This window comes from Leptospira licerasiae serovar Varillal str. VAR 010 (genome assembly GCF_000244755.1).
In the GTDB taxonomy this organism is placed as follows: Bacteria; Spirochaetota; Leptospiria; order Leptospirales; family Leptospiraceae; genus Leptospira_B; species Leptospira_B licerasiae.
In genome coordinates, this window is record NZ_AHOO02000005.1 from 1,009,635 (window position 1) to 1,025,061 (window position 15,427).

Here is a 15,427-nt window from a genome sequence, read left to right on the forward strand (position 1 = left end):
GAATGGACGCCAAAAAGGAAGCAGTCGCCGTAGTATTAGCTGCGGGAAAGGGAACCCGCATGAAGACGGAGCTCCCAAAGGTGGCTGTTCCTTTAAATGGAAAGCCTCTTTTAAACCATGTTATTGATCACCTCAAAGAAGCAGGTATCAATGACATAGTCATAGTTGTAGGCTATAAAAAAGAAGAAGTCCAAGCTCTTTGTGCAGGAATTTCAGGCATTCGTTTCGCCGAACAAAAAGAGCAATTAGGCACAGCTCACGCAGTATTAAGTGCCGAAGAATTTGTTAAGTCCCATAAAGGCCCTATTCTTGTAGCTTGTGGTGATGTTCCAATGATCACTGGGGACACATTCGGTTCTCTCGTTTCTACTCATGTCCAAAATGGATTCTCCGCTACTCTTCTTTCCGCTAAGGTGGATGTTCCTACCGGTTACGGAAGGATCGTTCGTAATTCTTCCGGAGAAGTAACCGCAATCGTAGAAGAAAAAGACGCAGATGCGGAACAGAAAAAAATAAACGAGATCAACACCGGAACTTATGTTTTCAGTTCTGAAATTCTTTTCGAATCTCTTAGAAAAATAGGAAACAGCAACGCTCAGGGAGAATATTATCTTCCTGATCTAGTAGAGTTGTATAAAAAAGAAGGAAAAAAGTTGGGCGCAGTAATTCTTAAAAACAGCGGAGAAAGCCAAGGCGTAAATTCTCCTGCAGATCTGGAAAACTTAGCGGCAGTTTTAAATGGAGCGGTTGCAAAATGAGCGGCTCTAACATTGCGGTTTTTTCAGGATCTTCCAATCGTACGATTGCAAATGAGATTTGCCAGGAACTCGGGATCGAGCCGGGCAAGATCAACCTTCGAAAATTTTCCGACGGAGAGATCGCGGTTAAAATAGAAGAGAACGTTCGAGGAAGAGACGTATTCGTTATCCAATCCACTTCCGCTCCTGCAAACGACAACTTGATGGAATTACTTTTGATCATGGACGCCTTAAGACGTGCTTCCGCAAAAAGTATTTCAGTGGTTGTTCCTTATTACGGTTACGGACGCCAAGATAGAAAAGCGGAACCTAGAGTCCCAATTTCCGCAAGAGTTGTCGCGGATCTGATCGAAACTTTAGGGCCGACAAGAGTGATCGTGATGGATCTTCATGCGGACCAGATACAAGGTTTCTTTAAAGTCCCTGTGGATAATTTACATTTCAATCCCGTACTGGTAGAATACATTTTAAGCAAGAAGTTCGATGACCTAGTCATCGTTTCTCCGGATTCTGGCGGTGCGGAAAGAGCCAGATCTTTCGGTAAAAAAGTGAACGCAACTTTAGCGATCATAGACAAGAGAAGACCGAAGGCAAACGTTTCCGAAGTGATGAACGTGATCGGAGAGATAGAAGGTAAAAATTGTATCCTTCTGGACGATATGATCGATACTGCTGGGACAATCTGCAAAGCAGCTGACGCACTCTTAAAGAACGGAGCCAAGTCGGTATATTGCGCAGCTACTCACGGAGTACTTTCCGGAGAAGCTATAGATCGTTTGAACTCAACTCCTTTCACCGAGGTCGTATTGTCTAATACGATCGAGATTCCGGAGTCCAAAAGAATCACTAAGTTAAAAACTCTTTCCGTAGCTCCGTTATTCGCAGCTGCGATCCAGAGAATATCGACCAATCAATCGGTCAGCGACCTATTTATATAAGAACAAGGGTAAAGAAAATGAGCCACAAATTAGCTGTTAAAAAAAGGACTGAAACCGGCAAGAACGTAAACAATCGTCTTCGTGCCGACGGACAAGTTCCTATTAACATTATCGGAGGCGGAAATGCCGCATCCGGTTCCGTAAACGAGAAAGAACTTGAAAAACTAGTTCATTCCGGTATCCGCCAATCCACTCTGATCGAGTTGGAAGTTGAGGGAGAAGGAGTCCAAAAGGTTTTCGTAAAAGAAGTACAACGTTTTCCTGAGATCGACAGGATCCGCCACGTAGACTTCTACAAAGTAGAGCCTGGTAAAAAGATCGTTACTAAGATCGGAATTCGCACCGAAGGGACTGCGAAAGGTTCTAAGATGGGAGGCCAGTTCGACCATTTGATCCACGAGATCCGTGTGAAAACTGTTCCTGAGGATCTGGTTGAGACTCTTGTTTTAGATGTAACCGATCTAGATGTAGGCGATTTTATCAAAGTTAGTAATTTAAAAGTTCCTGCAAGTTGGGAAATTTTGGTTAACGGAGATCCGATCGTAGCAGCAGTTCTGAAAACCAAAGCTTTACTTGCTCAAGAAAGAGCGGAAGCTAAGGAAGCTGCTGGAGCAAAACCAGGTAAAAAAGGGAAATAATTTCCCCGTCCCGAGATCTAAAAATTTGGAGTACATTATTGTATGAAGCTAATCGTCGGATTGGGTAATCCCGGAGACAAATACAATAATAACCGAGCGAATATCGGCTTCAAAATTTTGGACGTGATCGCCAATAATATCAACGTCGAGATCAAGACTAAAAAGAAAAAGTCTTTGATCGGGCGAGGTGATTTCGAAGGAGAAGAGGTCGTATTATTGAAACCTCAGACCTTCAGCGATCTGTCGGGAGAATCCGTTCTGTACATAGCTTCCTTCCTGAAAATTCAGGTACAGGATATTCTTGTGATCCACGAAGATTGGACCTTACCCTTGGGTAAAATCGTAGTGGATAAGGGAGCTAACGGGAACGAAAATCCAGGGATCAAATCAGTGATCCAATCCTTACGTTCTCCAAACTTTATCCGCATTCGAATTGGGATAGGCAACGACCAATTTGACGGAACTAACCTAGATGGATTTTTGAAGGAAGATTTCCAGCCTTTAGAAAACTTGAGTTTGATCCAGATCATCAACGATGCAGAAGCAGCGATTCGCTCTATCAGTTTGGGCGATATCGAAGACGTGATCGAAAAATACAGACTGTAAAAATCCTTTACTTTTCCGGAAAAAAAGGGACTCTGATTGTGGGAACTTTTTCTACAGAATCGGTTTCCAAATATTATACCGGTTTACGATTCCGGCAGGTCCAATGCCTGCTTCCTTTAGTCTAATTCTACGGGAAGAATGTGGCTCCGAAGAGATGGCGGAGCTTGGGAGTTACACATGAATAACAATAATAAAGGTCTTAGATTACTTATCCTTTTTATCTTAGTAATCCTAGGATTAGCACTTCTAGTACCGCAGATCCAAACTGCTCTGGGAAAACCTAGAATATTACCGTTCTCCCAATTTATGAACATGGTAGAACCGGAAGCTTCTTCCAAACCGAAAGGTAAACTGGTTAAGACAACTGATTCCAATTTTCCCGGTTGCGACAAGCTGATCCTGGAAGGGGACATGATCAAAGGTTGTTACGAACCATTTGAAGAAGGAGCAGCAAAGGCACCTGTCCGCTTTGAGACCAGGATTGCTCCTATAGACAAAGAATTCCTTTCTTCCTTAAGAAAAACGAATATCGATCTGGAAGTAGTTCCTTCAGAGAACGGACATGGATTCGGAATGTTAAGTTCCTTCCTTCTGATCGCTGTGATCGGTATTTTCGTATTTTACTTTTTTATTATGCGCCAAGTCCAGTCTACAGGTAATAAGGCTTTTTCTTTCGGAAAATCCAAAGCCAAGATGACTGTGGATCCAAAGGTTAAGGTAAGTTTTGCGGACGTTGCGGGATGCGAAGAAGCCAAAACCGAATTGGTAGAAATTATAGAGTTCTTAAAAGATCCTAAAAAATTCCAAGCAATGGGTGCAAGGATCCCTACCGGAGTTCTTTTAGTAGGTCCTCCAGGAACAGGTAAGACCTTGCTTGCTAGAGCCGTTGCTGGAGAAGCAGGCGTACCATTCTTCAGCATCTCCGGTTCCGATTTCGTAGAAATGTTTGTGGGTGTGGGAGCTTCTCGTGTTCGCGACTTGTTCGAACAAGGTAAGAAAAACTCTCCATGTATCATCTTTATCGACGAGATCGATGCAGTCGGAAGATTGAGAGGAGCCGGATGGGGCGGCGGTCACGACGAAAGAGAACAGACCCTGAACCAGATGCTCGTTGAGATGGACGGTTTCGAGAAAAACGAAGGTGTGATCGTAATGGCAGCTACAAACCGTGCTGACGTTTTAGATCCTGCGTTACTCAGACCTGGTCGTTTCGACCGCCAAGTAATGGTAGATCTTCCTGATTTAGTGGGAAGAGAGCAGATCCTGAAAGTGCATTCTAGAAAAGTGCCTTTAACCAGCGATATCTCTTTGAATTCTATAGCGAGAGGAACCCCTGGATTTACAGGTGCGGATCTTTCTAACCTGATCAATGAGGCAGCTCTACTTGCTGCACGTAAGAATAAAAAACGTGTAACTCAAGAAGAATTGGAAGAGGCTCGCGACAAAGTGATGATGGGTCCTGAGCGTAGATCCTTCTTCATTTCCGAAAAGGAAAAAGAAGTGATTGCGTATCATGAAGCAGGTCACGCGATCTTAGGAACACTTTTGGCTTACACGGAGCCTGTTCACAAAGTGACTATCATTCCAAGAGGAAGAGCGTTAGGGCTTACTCAGTCTCTCCCTACGGAAGACAAACATATTCATACTAAAGCATATTGGTTGGATCAGATCGTAGTTTGTATGGGTGGGTTCATCGCGGAAGAGTATAAGTTTAAAATGACTTCCACCGGTTCCAGCAATGATATCCAACAAGCTACCAATATCGCAAGAAGAATGGTCTGCGATTGGGGAATGTCCGAAAAACTGGGTACGATCAATTACGGAAGCGGTCACGAGAGTCCTTTCTTAGGAAGGGATATGGGTCAGAGCAATAAGGCTTATAGCGAAGAATTTGCCGCAATGATCGACAAAGAGATTCGCAATATCGTGCAAACCTGTCTGGACAAAGGCCGTGAGTTGGTCCGTAAAAACTCTACCAAGTTCGAGAATTTGGCAAAAGCGCTTCTTGCAAAGGAAACTGTTTCTCACGACGAGTTGATGGCGATCGTTCATCCTTCTCACGAAGAAACTAAAAAGAAAGCAGAACGTTCTAGCAAAAAGGAAAAGTCGGGAGAAATTCCTAACAAACCTGCATATTCTACCGGCATTGAATGAAATTTTGGCTTTTTAAGACCGAGCCTGACGTTTTTTCCATAGATACCTTGGCTTCTTCTCCCGGCAAAACAGCGCCGTGGGAGGGAGTCAGAGGATATGGCGCGAGAAATTACCTTAGGGATGAGATCAAAAAAAAGGATCTCATCCTTTTCTACCATAGCAGTTGTAAACCTCCTCATGTAGCAGGACTTGCGGAAGTAGTCAAAGAAGGTTATCCGGATCATTTCGCTTTCGATAAGAAACATAAGTATTATGATCCCAAAAGTGATCCCCAAAAACCGACCTGGTTCATGGTGGATGTGAAATTTAAGGAAAAATTTTCTCGCCCAATTTCGCTAGAAGAATTAAGATCCCACGGGCAACTAAAAGGAATGGTCCTTTTGCAGCCGGGGGGGAGACTTTCGATCCAACCGGTTAGCGAAGAACATTTTCATTATATTTGTAAATTGGCCGGGGCAAAAAGTCTTCCCGGTTAGGGAGATTTTTGGTGAATATTTTCCGAAAAATTCGGAACTTCAGCTTTATTCTGCTGACCCTTATCCTAGCTATAGGCTCTCTATATTCTCAGGAAGATGTTCCCGTTTTTCCGATCTCCGGTTCCATGTCCGGAACTCCCATAAATAAATTTACTTTTGTCCGAAAGATCCGTCCGGGAGAAGTGAAAACTCCGACTGACTTAGAATCAGGTGACTGGACTAGGATGGATAAGGACAGTCTCTCTTTCAGTTTTACAGACGATCAGTTTTTAATTAAGTTCAAGATACAAGCTCCTCCTAAGGAAGGAACCATCTCTTGGTATTTGGTTCTGAATAACCCGGGAATGGAAAATCTCACTGTCTTCAAAAGAGTCTGGGGACCACAAGGATGGATCTGGTCGGAACTTTCCAGAGATACGAGGATGTCCTACATCCAACCGGCATTCTTGATAGAAACTCCTCCAAATAAGCAGGAAGAATTTTTAATACATGCTTCCACTAGAAGATCCTTGGTCTTGAATTTCCAAGCCTGGGCTCCTAAGGAATTCGCCGCTCATATCCAAATGGAGAATCTTTTTTTAGGGATCTTCTTTGGAGCGATCGGGATCATGTTGGTGTATAATGGATTTCTTGCATTCGTAGTGAAGGACTCCAGTTATTTCTTCTACGTTTTTTATCTATTATTCTACGGGCTTTGGCAGATGGCAGTTACAGGTGTCGGGGCCCAATATCTGATCCCGGCTCCGGCTACTTCCTGGAACGATTATCTGACCGGATTCGCTTTCTTGTCAGTGGCATTTTCCCTTTTATTTACTCGTTCTTTCTTACATATGGAAAGAGAGACAGGCTGGAAGAATTATGCTTTTTTAATATTGGCGGCATTCGCTATTTTCGGGTTTATCGCATCTTTGTTCTCCAGCATTTATGGACCGATGATCTGGGCGGTGTCCTGGTATCCTTTCCTTGCAGCCGTTTTAGTGATCTATTCGGCTGCGATCCGATTAAGAAGGGGCTATCGTCCGGCACGTTATTTCCTATTGGCCTGGTCCGTTCTTATCCTTTTCGTTTTGATAACCGCACTTAGGAATTTATCCATAATCCAAGATACGGAACTCACTCATTGGTCCGCTCAGTTCGGCTCCTTAGTGGAGATGACCCTTCTTTCTTTTGCTTTGGCAGATAGGATCAAAACATTAGAGAAAGATTCTCTGCAAGCTCGACTGGAAAATTACGAAAGCCAATTAAAGTTAACCGAAATCGAGCAAGAGCTTAAGATCGCGAGAGAACTGCAAGAGTCAATTCTTCCCGATCGTTTGCCCGAAGTGAAAAATCTCAAACTTTCGGTTCGAAGCGAATTTGCAAGTTCCGTGGGCGGGGACTTCTATGATTTCCAACACTTGGAGTCCGGCAAGTTAGGCATCTTTTTATCGGATGTTTCCGGCCATGGTGTTCCTGCTGCGATTATTTCTTCGATGGTTAAGTTGGCATTTTCAATCGAATCCAGAAAGAATGAAGATCCTGCGGAAGTTTTGAGAAGTATTAATAGATCTTTGAGCGGCAAGTATGGAAAACATTTCATCACCGCGGCCTATCTTCTGATCGATCCGGAGAACGGAAAGGTGACCTATTCTAATGCGGGACATCCTCCTATTGTTGCAATAGATAAGGAATCGGGAGAGACAAAAGAAATTTTCTTACCCGGCTGGATTATGGGAATGGACCCGAATCTGAAAAACTCTGTGGTCGAGTTCCAGATGAAACCAGGAGATCGTTTGATAGTTTATACGGATGGGATCACCGAAGCCAGAAGTAAAAACGGTGAAATTTTCGGATTCCAGAGATTTTATAAATTATTAAGCGATCAAATGAAATCGCACGGAGAAAAACTCGGGGAAGATCTGTTTGCAACTGTGAGAAGTTTTACCGGGGGCAGAAAACATTTCGAAGACGATCTAACTTTTCTCGTCTTAGATTATTTGCCGATCCCCGATGAGAGCCGAAAAAAGGAAACTACTTCGAGTTTTTCAAAAAGCTGATCAGATCGTTGGAAACTTGGATCGGACGTTTTCTGTAGCTCTTCTTATATTCTTTTTTATATTCCTTGTGACAGTTTTTGCAGGAAGATTCCAGATCTCCTGAAGCAAGAGCGGTGTCTGTGATCTCTTTCCACTTTGCTTTTTGTTCGTCCAAGGCCCAGTTTGGAACTTCTTTCAAGATCCGTTCGAGAGCTGCTTTATCTCCTTTTTTAGCTTTTTTGGAAGCAGGTTTTGTATAATCTTCCATAAAGTCGTGTAACGTGGTTTCCGTAGTTCCGGATTGGGCATAGGAGGCGGAAACCCCTAATAAGAATAATAAAGTGAAACAAATATTTTTAAGTGTACGGTTCATCTGAGAAAGTCCTCTTTTTCCTATATTTTTAAGTCTTTATAAGTTTAGGGAAGTTCTTTCCACTTTTTAAGAAAGAATCATAGTTTCGAAAAATTAGCATGCTTACAAAATTTTGGGAACTTGAGAGAAAGGAGAAGTTCGGATCTCAATCTAAGATTCGATTCCATTCCTGGTCGTAATAACGTACAAGACTTTGATTGTCTAATCGATTCGGTTCAGTAGGGACTCTGGACATATCTTGTGGAAATTCCGAAATGGATTTGAGTTCTGTTTCATTCAGGAATTTTAATCCTACAGGCAGGTCTTTTCTGTATCCTCCCAATTTTCCGACACTTCCTAAAACAAATCCCCATTCTCCGAAGGAAGGAACGTAAACGTGCAAGGCTTTGGTATTAAATCCTGATTCCCTGAGAGTTGCTTCTACACACCAGAAAGACATTCTAGCGAATAGAGGAGAAGTAGATTGTATCTCTACAACCGAAAATTCGTTGAGCCTTCTTTTTAAACTTCTGTAAAATGCGGTGCTGTATAATTTTCCGATGGAGAAGTTGCTTGGGTCGGGAAAATCTATCAGCACCACGTCGAAGACCGAATTCGATTCTTCTAACCATAAAAAGGCGTCCGCGTTTTGGACTGTTACTTTAGGATTTTTTAAACTAGATCCGTTGATCTCCGTAAGAAGGGGTTGCTCCGAAAAGATCCGTGTCATCTCAGGGTCCAAGTCCACTAATGTGATAGATTCAATGCCTGGATATTTTAAGATCTCTCTTACCGCTAAACCGTCTCCCCCTCCTAAAACCAATACTCTTTTCGGGTTCGGATGAGAGAGAAGGGCAGGGTGCGCTAATGTTTCATGATATCTATATTCGTCCCTGGAACTGAATTGCAAATGCCCGTTCAGGAAAAGTCTGAGTTCGTTTTTGTATCTGGTGACTATGATCTTTTGGAAATTGGTTTGTTTGGAGTAGATGATCTCGTCTGAAAAAAGATTTTCTTCACTATAATAAGTGATCATTTCGGAAAATGCAAAACCCAATCCTAATAGGGTCAATACAAGTGCGGATTTTGCTCTTAATAGATTTTTGTGCTTTTCGGATAGGGGAAGGACGAATGTGCCCCATAGTGCGGTCCCCGCATTTAGCAATCCGAAAAAGAAAGAAGTCCTAACCATTCCTAGTTTAGGAGCGAAAAAGATTGGAAATGCCAACGAGGCAAGAAGCGCTCCGGCATAATCTAAGCTGAGCACTTTGGAAACCATATCACGAAATCCTAATTTATTTTTTAGGATACGAAGAAGTAGGGGTATCTCCATACCAACCAGGGTTCCGACGGCAACTACGATACTGAAAAGTGGGATTTGAAAAATTCGAGTCTGTCCGAAACTTAGGAATAGAATTGCCGCGCTGAATCCGCCTAATAATCCTAAGGCGAGTTCCACATCTAAAAATTTAGGGATCAGGTCTTCGATTAAGTATCTGGAAAGCCAACTACCGATCCCCATGGAGAACAAATACACTCCGATGACTAAAGAGAATTGAGTGACTGTTTCTCCGAGTAAATAACTCGCCACAGTGCCTGCTAACAGCTCGTATACTAAACCGCAGGAAGAAAGGATTAAGACGGAGATTAATAAGGCTCTCTGCAGTTTATTTTCCCCCCGGGAAATTTCTAGTGAACCAAGCGTAATGAGAACGATAGATGCCTGGGTTCTGTCTGACAGTCTTAGGGACCTGGCTCACTTCTTCAAAATCGGTGGAGGCTCCACCTTTCGAGTATTCCGAAAGAAATCCCAGCCCTATTGAGGCTGCAAACAGAGGATAAACAAGGCCTTTTACAAAATCCCACATAATAAATCCTTAAACTCTTTTGGATTCGAAAGAATAACTTCTGAAAAAAGTATAGATCAATGGAAGCCACAGAAAGATGGAAAATAAGAAGAATGGAGCAGGACTCATCACATCTCTGATAACTTTCACATTATAATCGGAACCCCAACCTACGGGAAAGTCAGATTGGCTCTCTAATCTAAGATAATATCTTCCGGGAGGAATCTCCGCCAAAGATTTAGAATCCGATTTGGAACCTTCCGACCAGGATTCTCCGTCGTCCACTCCGTGATAATAGCTGGTCTCAATAGAAGTATCGTAAGCTGTGTCCGTATCTTCGTTAATTAGAACGGCGGAAAAGAACAGATATTTATTATCTAGTTCGGGCGCTTCGATCTGGATCTCCACATTCTCGCTGGCTTCTCCTTTTAGTTCGAACACATCGGTAACGAAGGAGTTATCCCTAAAATTTGCACTGCCGATATCGGTATTTGGTGTGGAAGTCTGGACGTATTTGAATTTTCCCTGATAGACTACTTGGTTTTTTGCCTTGATACATCCGTATACTTGGAAAACGAAAAATACCGCGGTGAGTATTGTTGCCACCCAAAGATTCCTTTTTAGTCTGATCTTGAATGGATTAGGTTCGCATACGCCGACGATTTCTGGCTTTCTTAATTTGGAAGCAGCATCCAAAGGTACAGCGGATTTCATCGTTTCGAAAGGAATAAATACTCCTTTTGACCAGAATAGTTCCTTATCGGTTCTTTCGGAAGAGATCATATAAGGAGGAGAAATATAATCCTCCATATATGCCTTCTCGCCGGCTGAAACTTTCCAATAGAATTCGCCTAACGCGAAATCGGTATGAGCATCCGTATTTGCGAACCATTTGTAGGATCTTTTTTGGAAGATTCGCTTTAATCCAGGCGCCCATTTTGGAACTCCTGGAAGCGGCTCGAAATAGGTCCAGTTGTCCCCATTCTCATTTAGCCAGGCGTATCCGCCTTTGTATCGAAGAAGATAGTCGGTCCAAGTATAAGTTTCGTCGTCTACTTCAGTAGATTTTCGTAATACTCCGATAACCTTAGATTCGGGAAAATTGGGTAACTTGACCGGAGTTCCCAATGGAAGAAGAACATTGTCTTTGGAAACCTGATCGAATTTAGCTATGATCTTTAGATCGGCGCTTTCAGTATCCATTACGGATCCGCAATACTCGCAGGCCAGGGATTTGGAAAAATCGGGACTGAATTGATTGAGGGAAGCTCCGCATCCTTTACATTCTATGGACTTTGCAGGGATTTGTGTTTGGTTGTATGCGACTTCCTCTTCTCTGAGACCGGTTAAATTCAATTCTTCTAATGGAGCGAAACTTCCTGAGAATAATAATGGAGGAGCTTCCGAGTAGTCCAAAGTTCCGAATATTCCGTCTTCGCTTGCAAGATCCAATAGGACCGCTTCATATCCGGTTTGGAACCCTATGGGGAGTTCGCCTTCTCCGCCTATGCAGGTGGCTTTCATGATCTCTTTTAGGGTCCAGTTCTCTCCTAAAAAGAAAGTATCTCCCGGAGTGATCCTTTCTCTTCTACCTGAGGCGATTACAATCGGATCTTGGTCGCCTTCTAAGGTCGGGATCTTATCTGTCGGAATTCCAACATTTAGTTTTGTATAATAATAAGAACCTTGGGCTTCTCCCAACCAAGCTGAATTTCCATCTCCTTCGACGACATACCATTCGTTCCAGAAGCCTAATTCGAATTTAAGTTGGATCCGTCCGATGACTCTAAATGGAGTGCCTTTATAGTTCCCTTGAGTACCGAGTTGAATTATGGAATGGTCGTCAGCAAGTTCTCCCGCTGTGCCGATCTTTTCCAGATTCACATCTTTTTTGAGGGAGAGAGTTTTGCAACTGGAGCAAACCGCATAAACGGATGCCTTATTGATAATGGGGACAGGGGCTCCGCAATTAGGACAACTTAGTTCGGACACAAAGAAAGGTGATAACTTCGGGAGGATACTCTGTCAATCCTGGTTTTGAGGGAGAGAAAGAAATTTCCAGAATTTTTAGGGGATAACGGAGCGCTTCGCCATTCTCCTCGCGCGATCACTGGCTGGATCTATATCCCCCAAAGCTTTTTCCAATTCTTGCAAACCTGGATTTTCCCAGGTAGCTTCGTACAAGTTGGGAGAATTGAAAATATGAAAATGGTTATCAAAGTGGATCCGATTATAATAATCTGCCTTGCTGAACATTGCCCGGTTGATCTCATTATAAATTTCTTCGAATTCTGTGGTTTGCAGATCCGGTTCAAAATCGGAAAGAAATTTTAAGGAAAGAAGAATAACATATTCTCTGGATTGTTTTAATAATTTCAGAGCTTCATACAAGTATTGGGTTTTTATCCCTGGCAAATAAGGCCTTGTATTGTCTGCGATTGTTTTCTTTTGGTTGGAAGCTCCGTATTCTCTATATCCCATTTCCAAATGATGTCTTGCTTCCGCGTCCTTAGTTCTGAGGGCATACTTGGATAAAAAATCCAATTCTCTTCTTACGCTGGAGGCAGAGGCTTCCACAACCTTAGCATATAATATCACCAATAGTCTTTGGGTTTGGCGCATTTCATCGTAAGAATGTGCAAGGTCGAATTGTAAGTACAGAGTGAACGTCTCTATATGATGCTGCAAACATCTTCGGAATAACGCTTTATCTTCTTCCGTTCCGTAATTCGAAATCGTACTATTGATCGCTTTCAGATGGAATTCGTTTTGTTTTAATCCTCTTTCTACACGCAATAAAGCAGTGGCTCTATTGCTGTCGAGGTCCGCTTTTGTTTGTCCGAATGGAAGGATCAGAAATGCGAAAAGAAATATGAAGTAAGTAAGATTTCTTTTCGATCCCATATTAGGATTTTCGGAAATAGGAGGGGTCCAAATTGAACCCCATTACAAGATAAATTTTACTGAACTATTTTTTGTCTTATGTCCTTTTTCCTAAGTCGGAGAGCATTTAGGACCACGGAAACCGAACTGAACGCCATCATAGCGCCCGCGATCCAAGGAGCCAAAAATCCTGCGGCTGCGATCGGGATTCCTAGAGTGTTATAAGCGAGCGCCCAGAAAAAATTTTGTCGGATATTTCTTGTTGTAGCTTTCGCAATCAGTATTGCTTCCGCAATTTTTTCCAGATCTCCCTTGACCAAAACCACTCCTGCAGTTTCGATCGCGACTCCTGTTCCAGTGCCCATTGCAAATCCTACATCGGCTTTTGCTAATGCAGGTGAATCGTTGATACCGTCGCCTGTCATTCCTACAATTTTTCCTTTGGATTGCAGGTTGGAAAGTATCTCAGCTTTGTCTTTGGGGAGAAGAGAAGCATGCACATTTTTGATCCCGACTTTAGAGGAGATGTTTTCCGCCACGGAAGCATGGTCTCCGGTTAATAATAAGGTTTCGATACCGAGAGTATCCAGTTTTTCTAAAGCGGATTTTGCATTTTGACGGATCGTATCTTCTATCGCAAAGATGATCCACGCGGGAGTTTCAATATCGGCCTGCGGAGTTGAATCAGCCTTAAAACCGGCGGCGCTATTAGAATTAGCGGATACTTCGTTTTCCGATCTTGCCCACACTACCGTTTTACCTTCTTTCTCCCAAGAATTAGAAGTTTCTAATAAATCCTTCGGGAAGCTTTCCTTCTCATCGAAAAATTCCAACTTTCCTATTTTGATCTTATTTTGGTTTACCTTAGCGGTGATCCCGAGTCCCGGAACAGTCTGTAAATTTTCGGGAGAAGGAATCTGATTACTTTTTGATTTTACAAAGGAAACTATCGCTTTCCCTAAAGGATGAGAGGATGCAGATTCTGCGGATGCCGAAGAGGAAAGTAGATCCGATTCTTTTCCTACGAACTTATAACCCGTTACAGAAGGATTTCCTTCGGTGATTGTGCCGGTTTTATCGAATGCGATCAGATTTAAGGAAGCTGTGGTCTCTAAAACTTCGGAAGTTCTGAATAAGATCCCTTGGCTGGCAGCCTTTCCTGTTCCGACTAAAATTGAGATCGGAGTGGCAAGTCCTAATGCGCATGGACATGCAATCACTAGGATAGCGATCGATTTTTCCAAAGCAGGTCCTAATTCCCCAGCTTCCAAAAAGAAAAACCATAATAGAAAGTTAAACAATGAGATTAAGATCACTGCTGGAACAAATACTGCGGAGATTTTATCCGCAATTTTTTGGATGGGAGCCTTCGAACTTTGCGCTTCTTCGACGGTTTTAATGATGGAAGCGAGTACTGTCTCGGAGCCGACAGACGTTGCTTGAGCGATCAGGTTTCCGTTTCCATTGACTGTTCCTCCGAATACTTGGCTGTCCTTTTTTTTATCTAGAGGGAGACTTTCGCCCGTTAACATGGATTCGTCTACAGAGCTAAAACCTTCCAACACAACTCCGTCTACAGGAAATTTTTCTCCCGGTCTGACTTGTAGGATATCCCCTTTTTTTACGTATTCTGTCGGGATCTCTGACCAACCTTCTTCTTTTTTAATACGAGCAGTTTCCGGCTTTAGTTCCAAAAGTGTTTGGATTGCGGAAGAACTTTTTCCCTTTGCCTCTGCCTCCATCCATTTTCCGGCGAGTATAAAACAAAGTAATACTGCAGACGTTTCGTAGTATAGAGGTGGAAGTGAATGTATATGCGCGCCTTCTTCCCAAAAGGACGAGAAGAACAAGTCTCCTTGTCGAAGTCCTTGTATTAGAGAAAGAATAAAGCTATATCCGAATGCCGCAGAAGTTCCTAGGGAAACTAACACATCCATGTTTGCACTTGCATTTCTGATGGCTCGGAATGCACTTTTATAAAATGGAAATCCTATCCAAAACTGGACAGGGAATGCTAATACGAACTGCACCCAAGGATGCATAAGCGCTTTTGGGTTCGGCAAAAATTCCAAAAAAGAAAAATGCGAAACCATGGAATAGAATAAGGGCGCTGAAAATAAAAGTGAGATAAAAAATCTATATCTTAATTTGGATCTTTCTTTTTTATGCAGTTCTTCCGTTTCTTTATGATTATTTTCCGAATGCTCTTTCGCTGAATAACCTAAGGACTCTACTTTAGAAAATAATTGTGATGCTTCTATCGATTCTTTAAATCTTACAAATGCGGTTTCTCTTCCGAAATTTACACGAGCCTCTTCTACTCCAGGAACTTTGTTTAGGCCTGTTTCGATCCTTCTTGCACAGTTGGCGCAGGTCATACCGAAAAGATCTAACGTTATCTCGGATGTTTTATTTTCGGGTGAGAAGGTTTTAATTTCTTCTCTAATTTCTGTGCTCATCCATTTACTCCTGATTGATGGAAACCACAGGATAACCTTCTTCTTCTAACATTTTGGAAAGGGAAGAAATATCCTTTTTGGTTTCGAAACGTGCCGTTTGGGAGTTTAGATCCACTACTGGTTTAGACTCCGGATCGAAAGATCGGATTGTTTTAGATACGGTTCCTACGCAATGGTTGCAGGTCATGCCTGATACTTTGATCTCGTACATTTTATTTCTCCTTGATCTATAATCCTATTGTCAACCTTCCAATAGTGGGAAGGTCAAGGCTCAAATCCAAAAAAAAATTGTTTTTCATAA

Annotated in this window: 14 protein-coding genes; 7 read left to right on the forward strand and 7 right to left on the reverse strand. The window is 42.5% G+C overall.

Annotated features, from left to right (window positions below):
* Nucleotides 1–2: 2 nt before the first annotated feature.
* From LEP1GSC185_RS05150 to LEP1GSC185_RS05180, 7 genes are all read left to right on the forward strand, one after another.
* Nucleotides 3–758, forward strand: coding sequence for a sugar phosphate nucleotidyltransferase (locus LEP1GSC185_RS05150; RefSeq protein WP_008594694.1), 756 nt, complete (start codon nucleotides 3–5; stop codon nucleotides 756–758).
* Nucleotides 755–1,696, forward strand: coding sequence for a ribose-phosphate diphosphokinase (locus LEP1GSC185_RS05155; RefSeq protein ID WP_008595009.1), 942 nt, complete (start codon nucleotides 755–757; stop codon nucleotides 1,694–1,696). Before LEP1GSC185_RS05150 ends, LEP1GSC185_RS05155 begins: the two co-directional genes overlap by 4 nt.
* A 17-nt stretch (nucleotides 1,697–1,713) precedes the next feature.
* The gene (locus LEP1GSC185_RS05160) at nucleotides 1,714–2,334 is read left to right on the forward strand and encodes a 50S ribosomal protein L25/general stress protein Ctc (RefSeq protein WP_008593816.1); all 621 of its coding nucleotides are present in this window, start codon (nucleotides 1,714–1,716) and stop codon (nucleotides 2,332–2,334) included.
* A 42-nt stretch (nucleotides 2,335–2,376) separates the two neighbouring features.
* A complete protein-coding gene (gene pth / locus LEP1GSC185_RS05165) occupies nucleotides 2,377–2,940 on the forward strand; it encodes an aminoacyl-tRNA hydrolase (RefSeq protein ID WP_008595885.1) in 564 nt (187 codons plus the stop codon).
* Between the two features lie 177 nt (nucleotides 2,941–3,117).
* Nucleotides 3,118–5,094 (forward strand): ATP-dependent zinc metalloprotease FtsH, encoded by a 1,977-nt coding sequence (ftsH, locus tag LEP1GSC185_RS05170; protein ID WP_008596411.1) that lies wholly within the window; start codon nucleotides 3,118–3,120, stop codon nucleotides 5,092–5,094.
* Nucleotides 5,091–5,570: an EVE domain-containing protein gene (locus LEP1GSC185_RS05175; RefSeq protein WP_008595364.1), complete on the forward strand. Its 480-nt coding sequence runs from the start codon at nucleotides 5,091–5,093 to the stop codon at nucleotides 5,568–5,570. The genes ftsH and LEP1GSC185_RS05175 overlap by 4 nt, the downstream gene beginning before the upstream one ends.
* A gap of 11 nt (nucleotides 5,571–5,581) precedes the next feature.
* Nucleotides 5,582–7,606 (forward strand): PP2C family protein-serine/threonine phosphatase, encoded by a 2,025-nt coding sequence (locus LEP1GSC185_RS05180; protein WP_008594149.1) that lies wholly within the window; start codon nucleotides 5,582–5,584, stop codon nucleotides 7,604–7,606.
* Here the strand turns inward: LEP1GSC185_RS05180 and LEP1GSC185_RS05185 are convergent.
* The 7 genes from LEP1GSC185_RS05185 to LEP1GSC185_RS05215 form a co-directional block, all read right to left on the reverse strand.
* Complete coding sequence (locus tag LEP1GSC185_RS05185; RefSeq protein WP_008594293.1) at nucleotides 7,581–7,958, reverse strand: hypothetical protein; 378 nt, start codon at nucleotides 7,956–7,958, stop codon at nucleotides 7,581–7,583. The two genes, LEP1GSC185_RS05180 and LEP1GSC185_RS05185, sit on opposite strands and share 26 nt — an antisense overlap.
* Nucleotides 7,959–8,103: 145 nt before the next feature.
* Complete coding sequence (locus LEP1GSC185_RS05190; protein WP_024863908.1) at nucleotides 8,104–9,603, reverse strand: polyamine aminopropyltransferase; 1,500 nt, start codon at nucleotides 9,601–9,603, stop codon at nucleotides 8,104–8,106.
* 1 nt (nucleotide 9,604) lies between these two features.
* On the reverse strand, nucleotides 9,605–9,805 hold the full coding sequence (locus LEP1GSC185_RS05195; protein ID WP_008593650.1) for a hypothetical protein: 201 nt from the start codon (nucleotides 9,803–9,805) through the stop codon (nucleotides 9,605–9,607).
* Between the two features lie 9 nt (nucleotides 9,806–9,814).
* Complete coding sequence (locus tag LEP1GSC185_RS05200; protein ID WP_008595659.1) at nucleotides 9,815–11,776, reverse strand: DUF4178 domain-containing protein; 1,962 nt, start codon at nucleotides 11,774–11,776, stop codon at nucleotides 9,815–9,817.
* A gap of 75 nt (nucleotides 11,777–11,851) precedes the next feature.
* Nucleotides 11,852–12,688, reverse strand: coding sequence for an adhesin OmpL37 family surface protein (locus tag LEP1GSC185_RS05205; RefSeq protein WP_008594802.1), 837 nt, complete (start codon nucleotides 12,686–12,688; stop codon nucleotides 11,852–11,854).
* A gap of 56 nt (nucleotides 12,689–12,744) precedes the next feature.
* Nucleotides 12,745–15,126, reverse strand: coding sequence for a heavy metal translocating P-type ATPase (locus tag LEP1GSC185_RS05210; RefSeq protein WP_008593652.1), 2,382 nt, complete (start codon nucleotides 15,124–15,126; stop codon nucleotides 12,745–12,747).
* A 4-nt stretch (nucleotides 15,127–15,130) separates the two neighbouring features.
* Nucleotides 15,131–15,337, reverse strand: coding sequence for a heavy-metal-associated domain-containing protein (locus tag LEP1GSC185_RS05215; RefSeq protein ID WP_008594321.1), 207 nt, complete (start codon nucleotides 15,335–15,337; stop codon nucleotides 15,131–15,133).
* Between the last annotated feature and the right edge of the window lie 90 nt (nucleotides 15,338–15,427).

What these genes read in the sequence shown, in the direction of transcription:
- LEP1GSC185_RS05150 (WP_008594694.1), top strand. Translation starts at nt 3, where the DNA reads ATGGACGCCAAAAAGGAAGCAGTCGCCGTAGTATTAGCTGCGGGAAAG.
- LEP1GSC185_RS05155 (WP_008595009.1), top strand. Translation starts at nt 755, where the DNA reads ATGAGCGGCTCTAACATTGCGGTTTTTTCAGGATCTTCCAATCGTACG.
- LEP1GSC185_RS05160 (WP_008593816.1), top strand. Translation starts at nt 1,714, where the DNA reads ATGAGCCACAAATTAGCTGTTAAAAAAAGGACTGAAACCGGCAAGAAC.
- pth (WP_008595885.1), top strand. Translation starts at nt 2,377, where the DNA reads ATGAAGCTAATCGTCGGATTGGGTAATCCCGGAGACAAATACAATAAT.
- ftsH (WP_008596411.1), top strand. Translation starts at nt 3,118, where the DNA reads ATGAATAACAATAATAAAGGTCTTAGATTACTTATCCTTTTTATCTTA.
- LEP1GSC185_RS05175 (WP_008595364.1), top strand. Translation starts at nt 5,091, where the DNA reads ATGAAATTTTGGCTTTTTAAGACCGAGCCTGACGTTTTTTCCATAGAT.
- LEP1GSC185_RS05185 (WP_008594293.1), bottom strand. Translation starts at nt 7,958, where the DNA reads ATGAACCGTACACTTAAAAATATTTGTTTCACTTTATTATTCTTATTA.
- LEP1GSC185_RS05195 (WP_008593650.1), bottom strand. Translation starts at nt 9,805, where the DNA reads ATGTGGGATTTTGTAAAAGGCCTTGTTTATCCTCTGTTTGCAGCCTCA.
- LEP1GSC185_RS05205 (WP_008594802.1), bottom strand. Translation starts at nt 12,688, where the DNA reads ATGGGATCGAAAAGAAATCTTACTTACTTCATATTTCTTTTCGCATTT.
- LEP1GSC185_RS05210 (WP_008593652.1), bottom strand. Translation starts at nt 15,126, where the DNA reads ATGAGCACAGAAATTAGAGAAGAAATTAAAACCTTCTCACCCGAAAAT.
- LEP1GSC185_RS05215 (WP_008594321.1), bottom strand. Translation starts at nt 15,337, where the DNA reads ATGTACGAGATCAAAGTATCAGGCATGACCTGCAACCATTGCGTAGGA.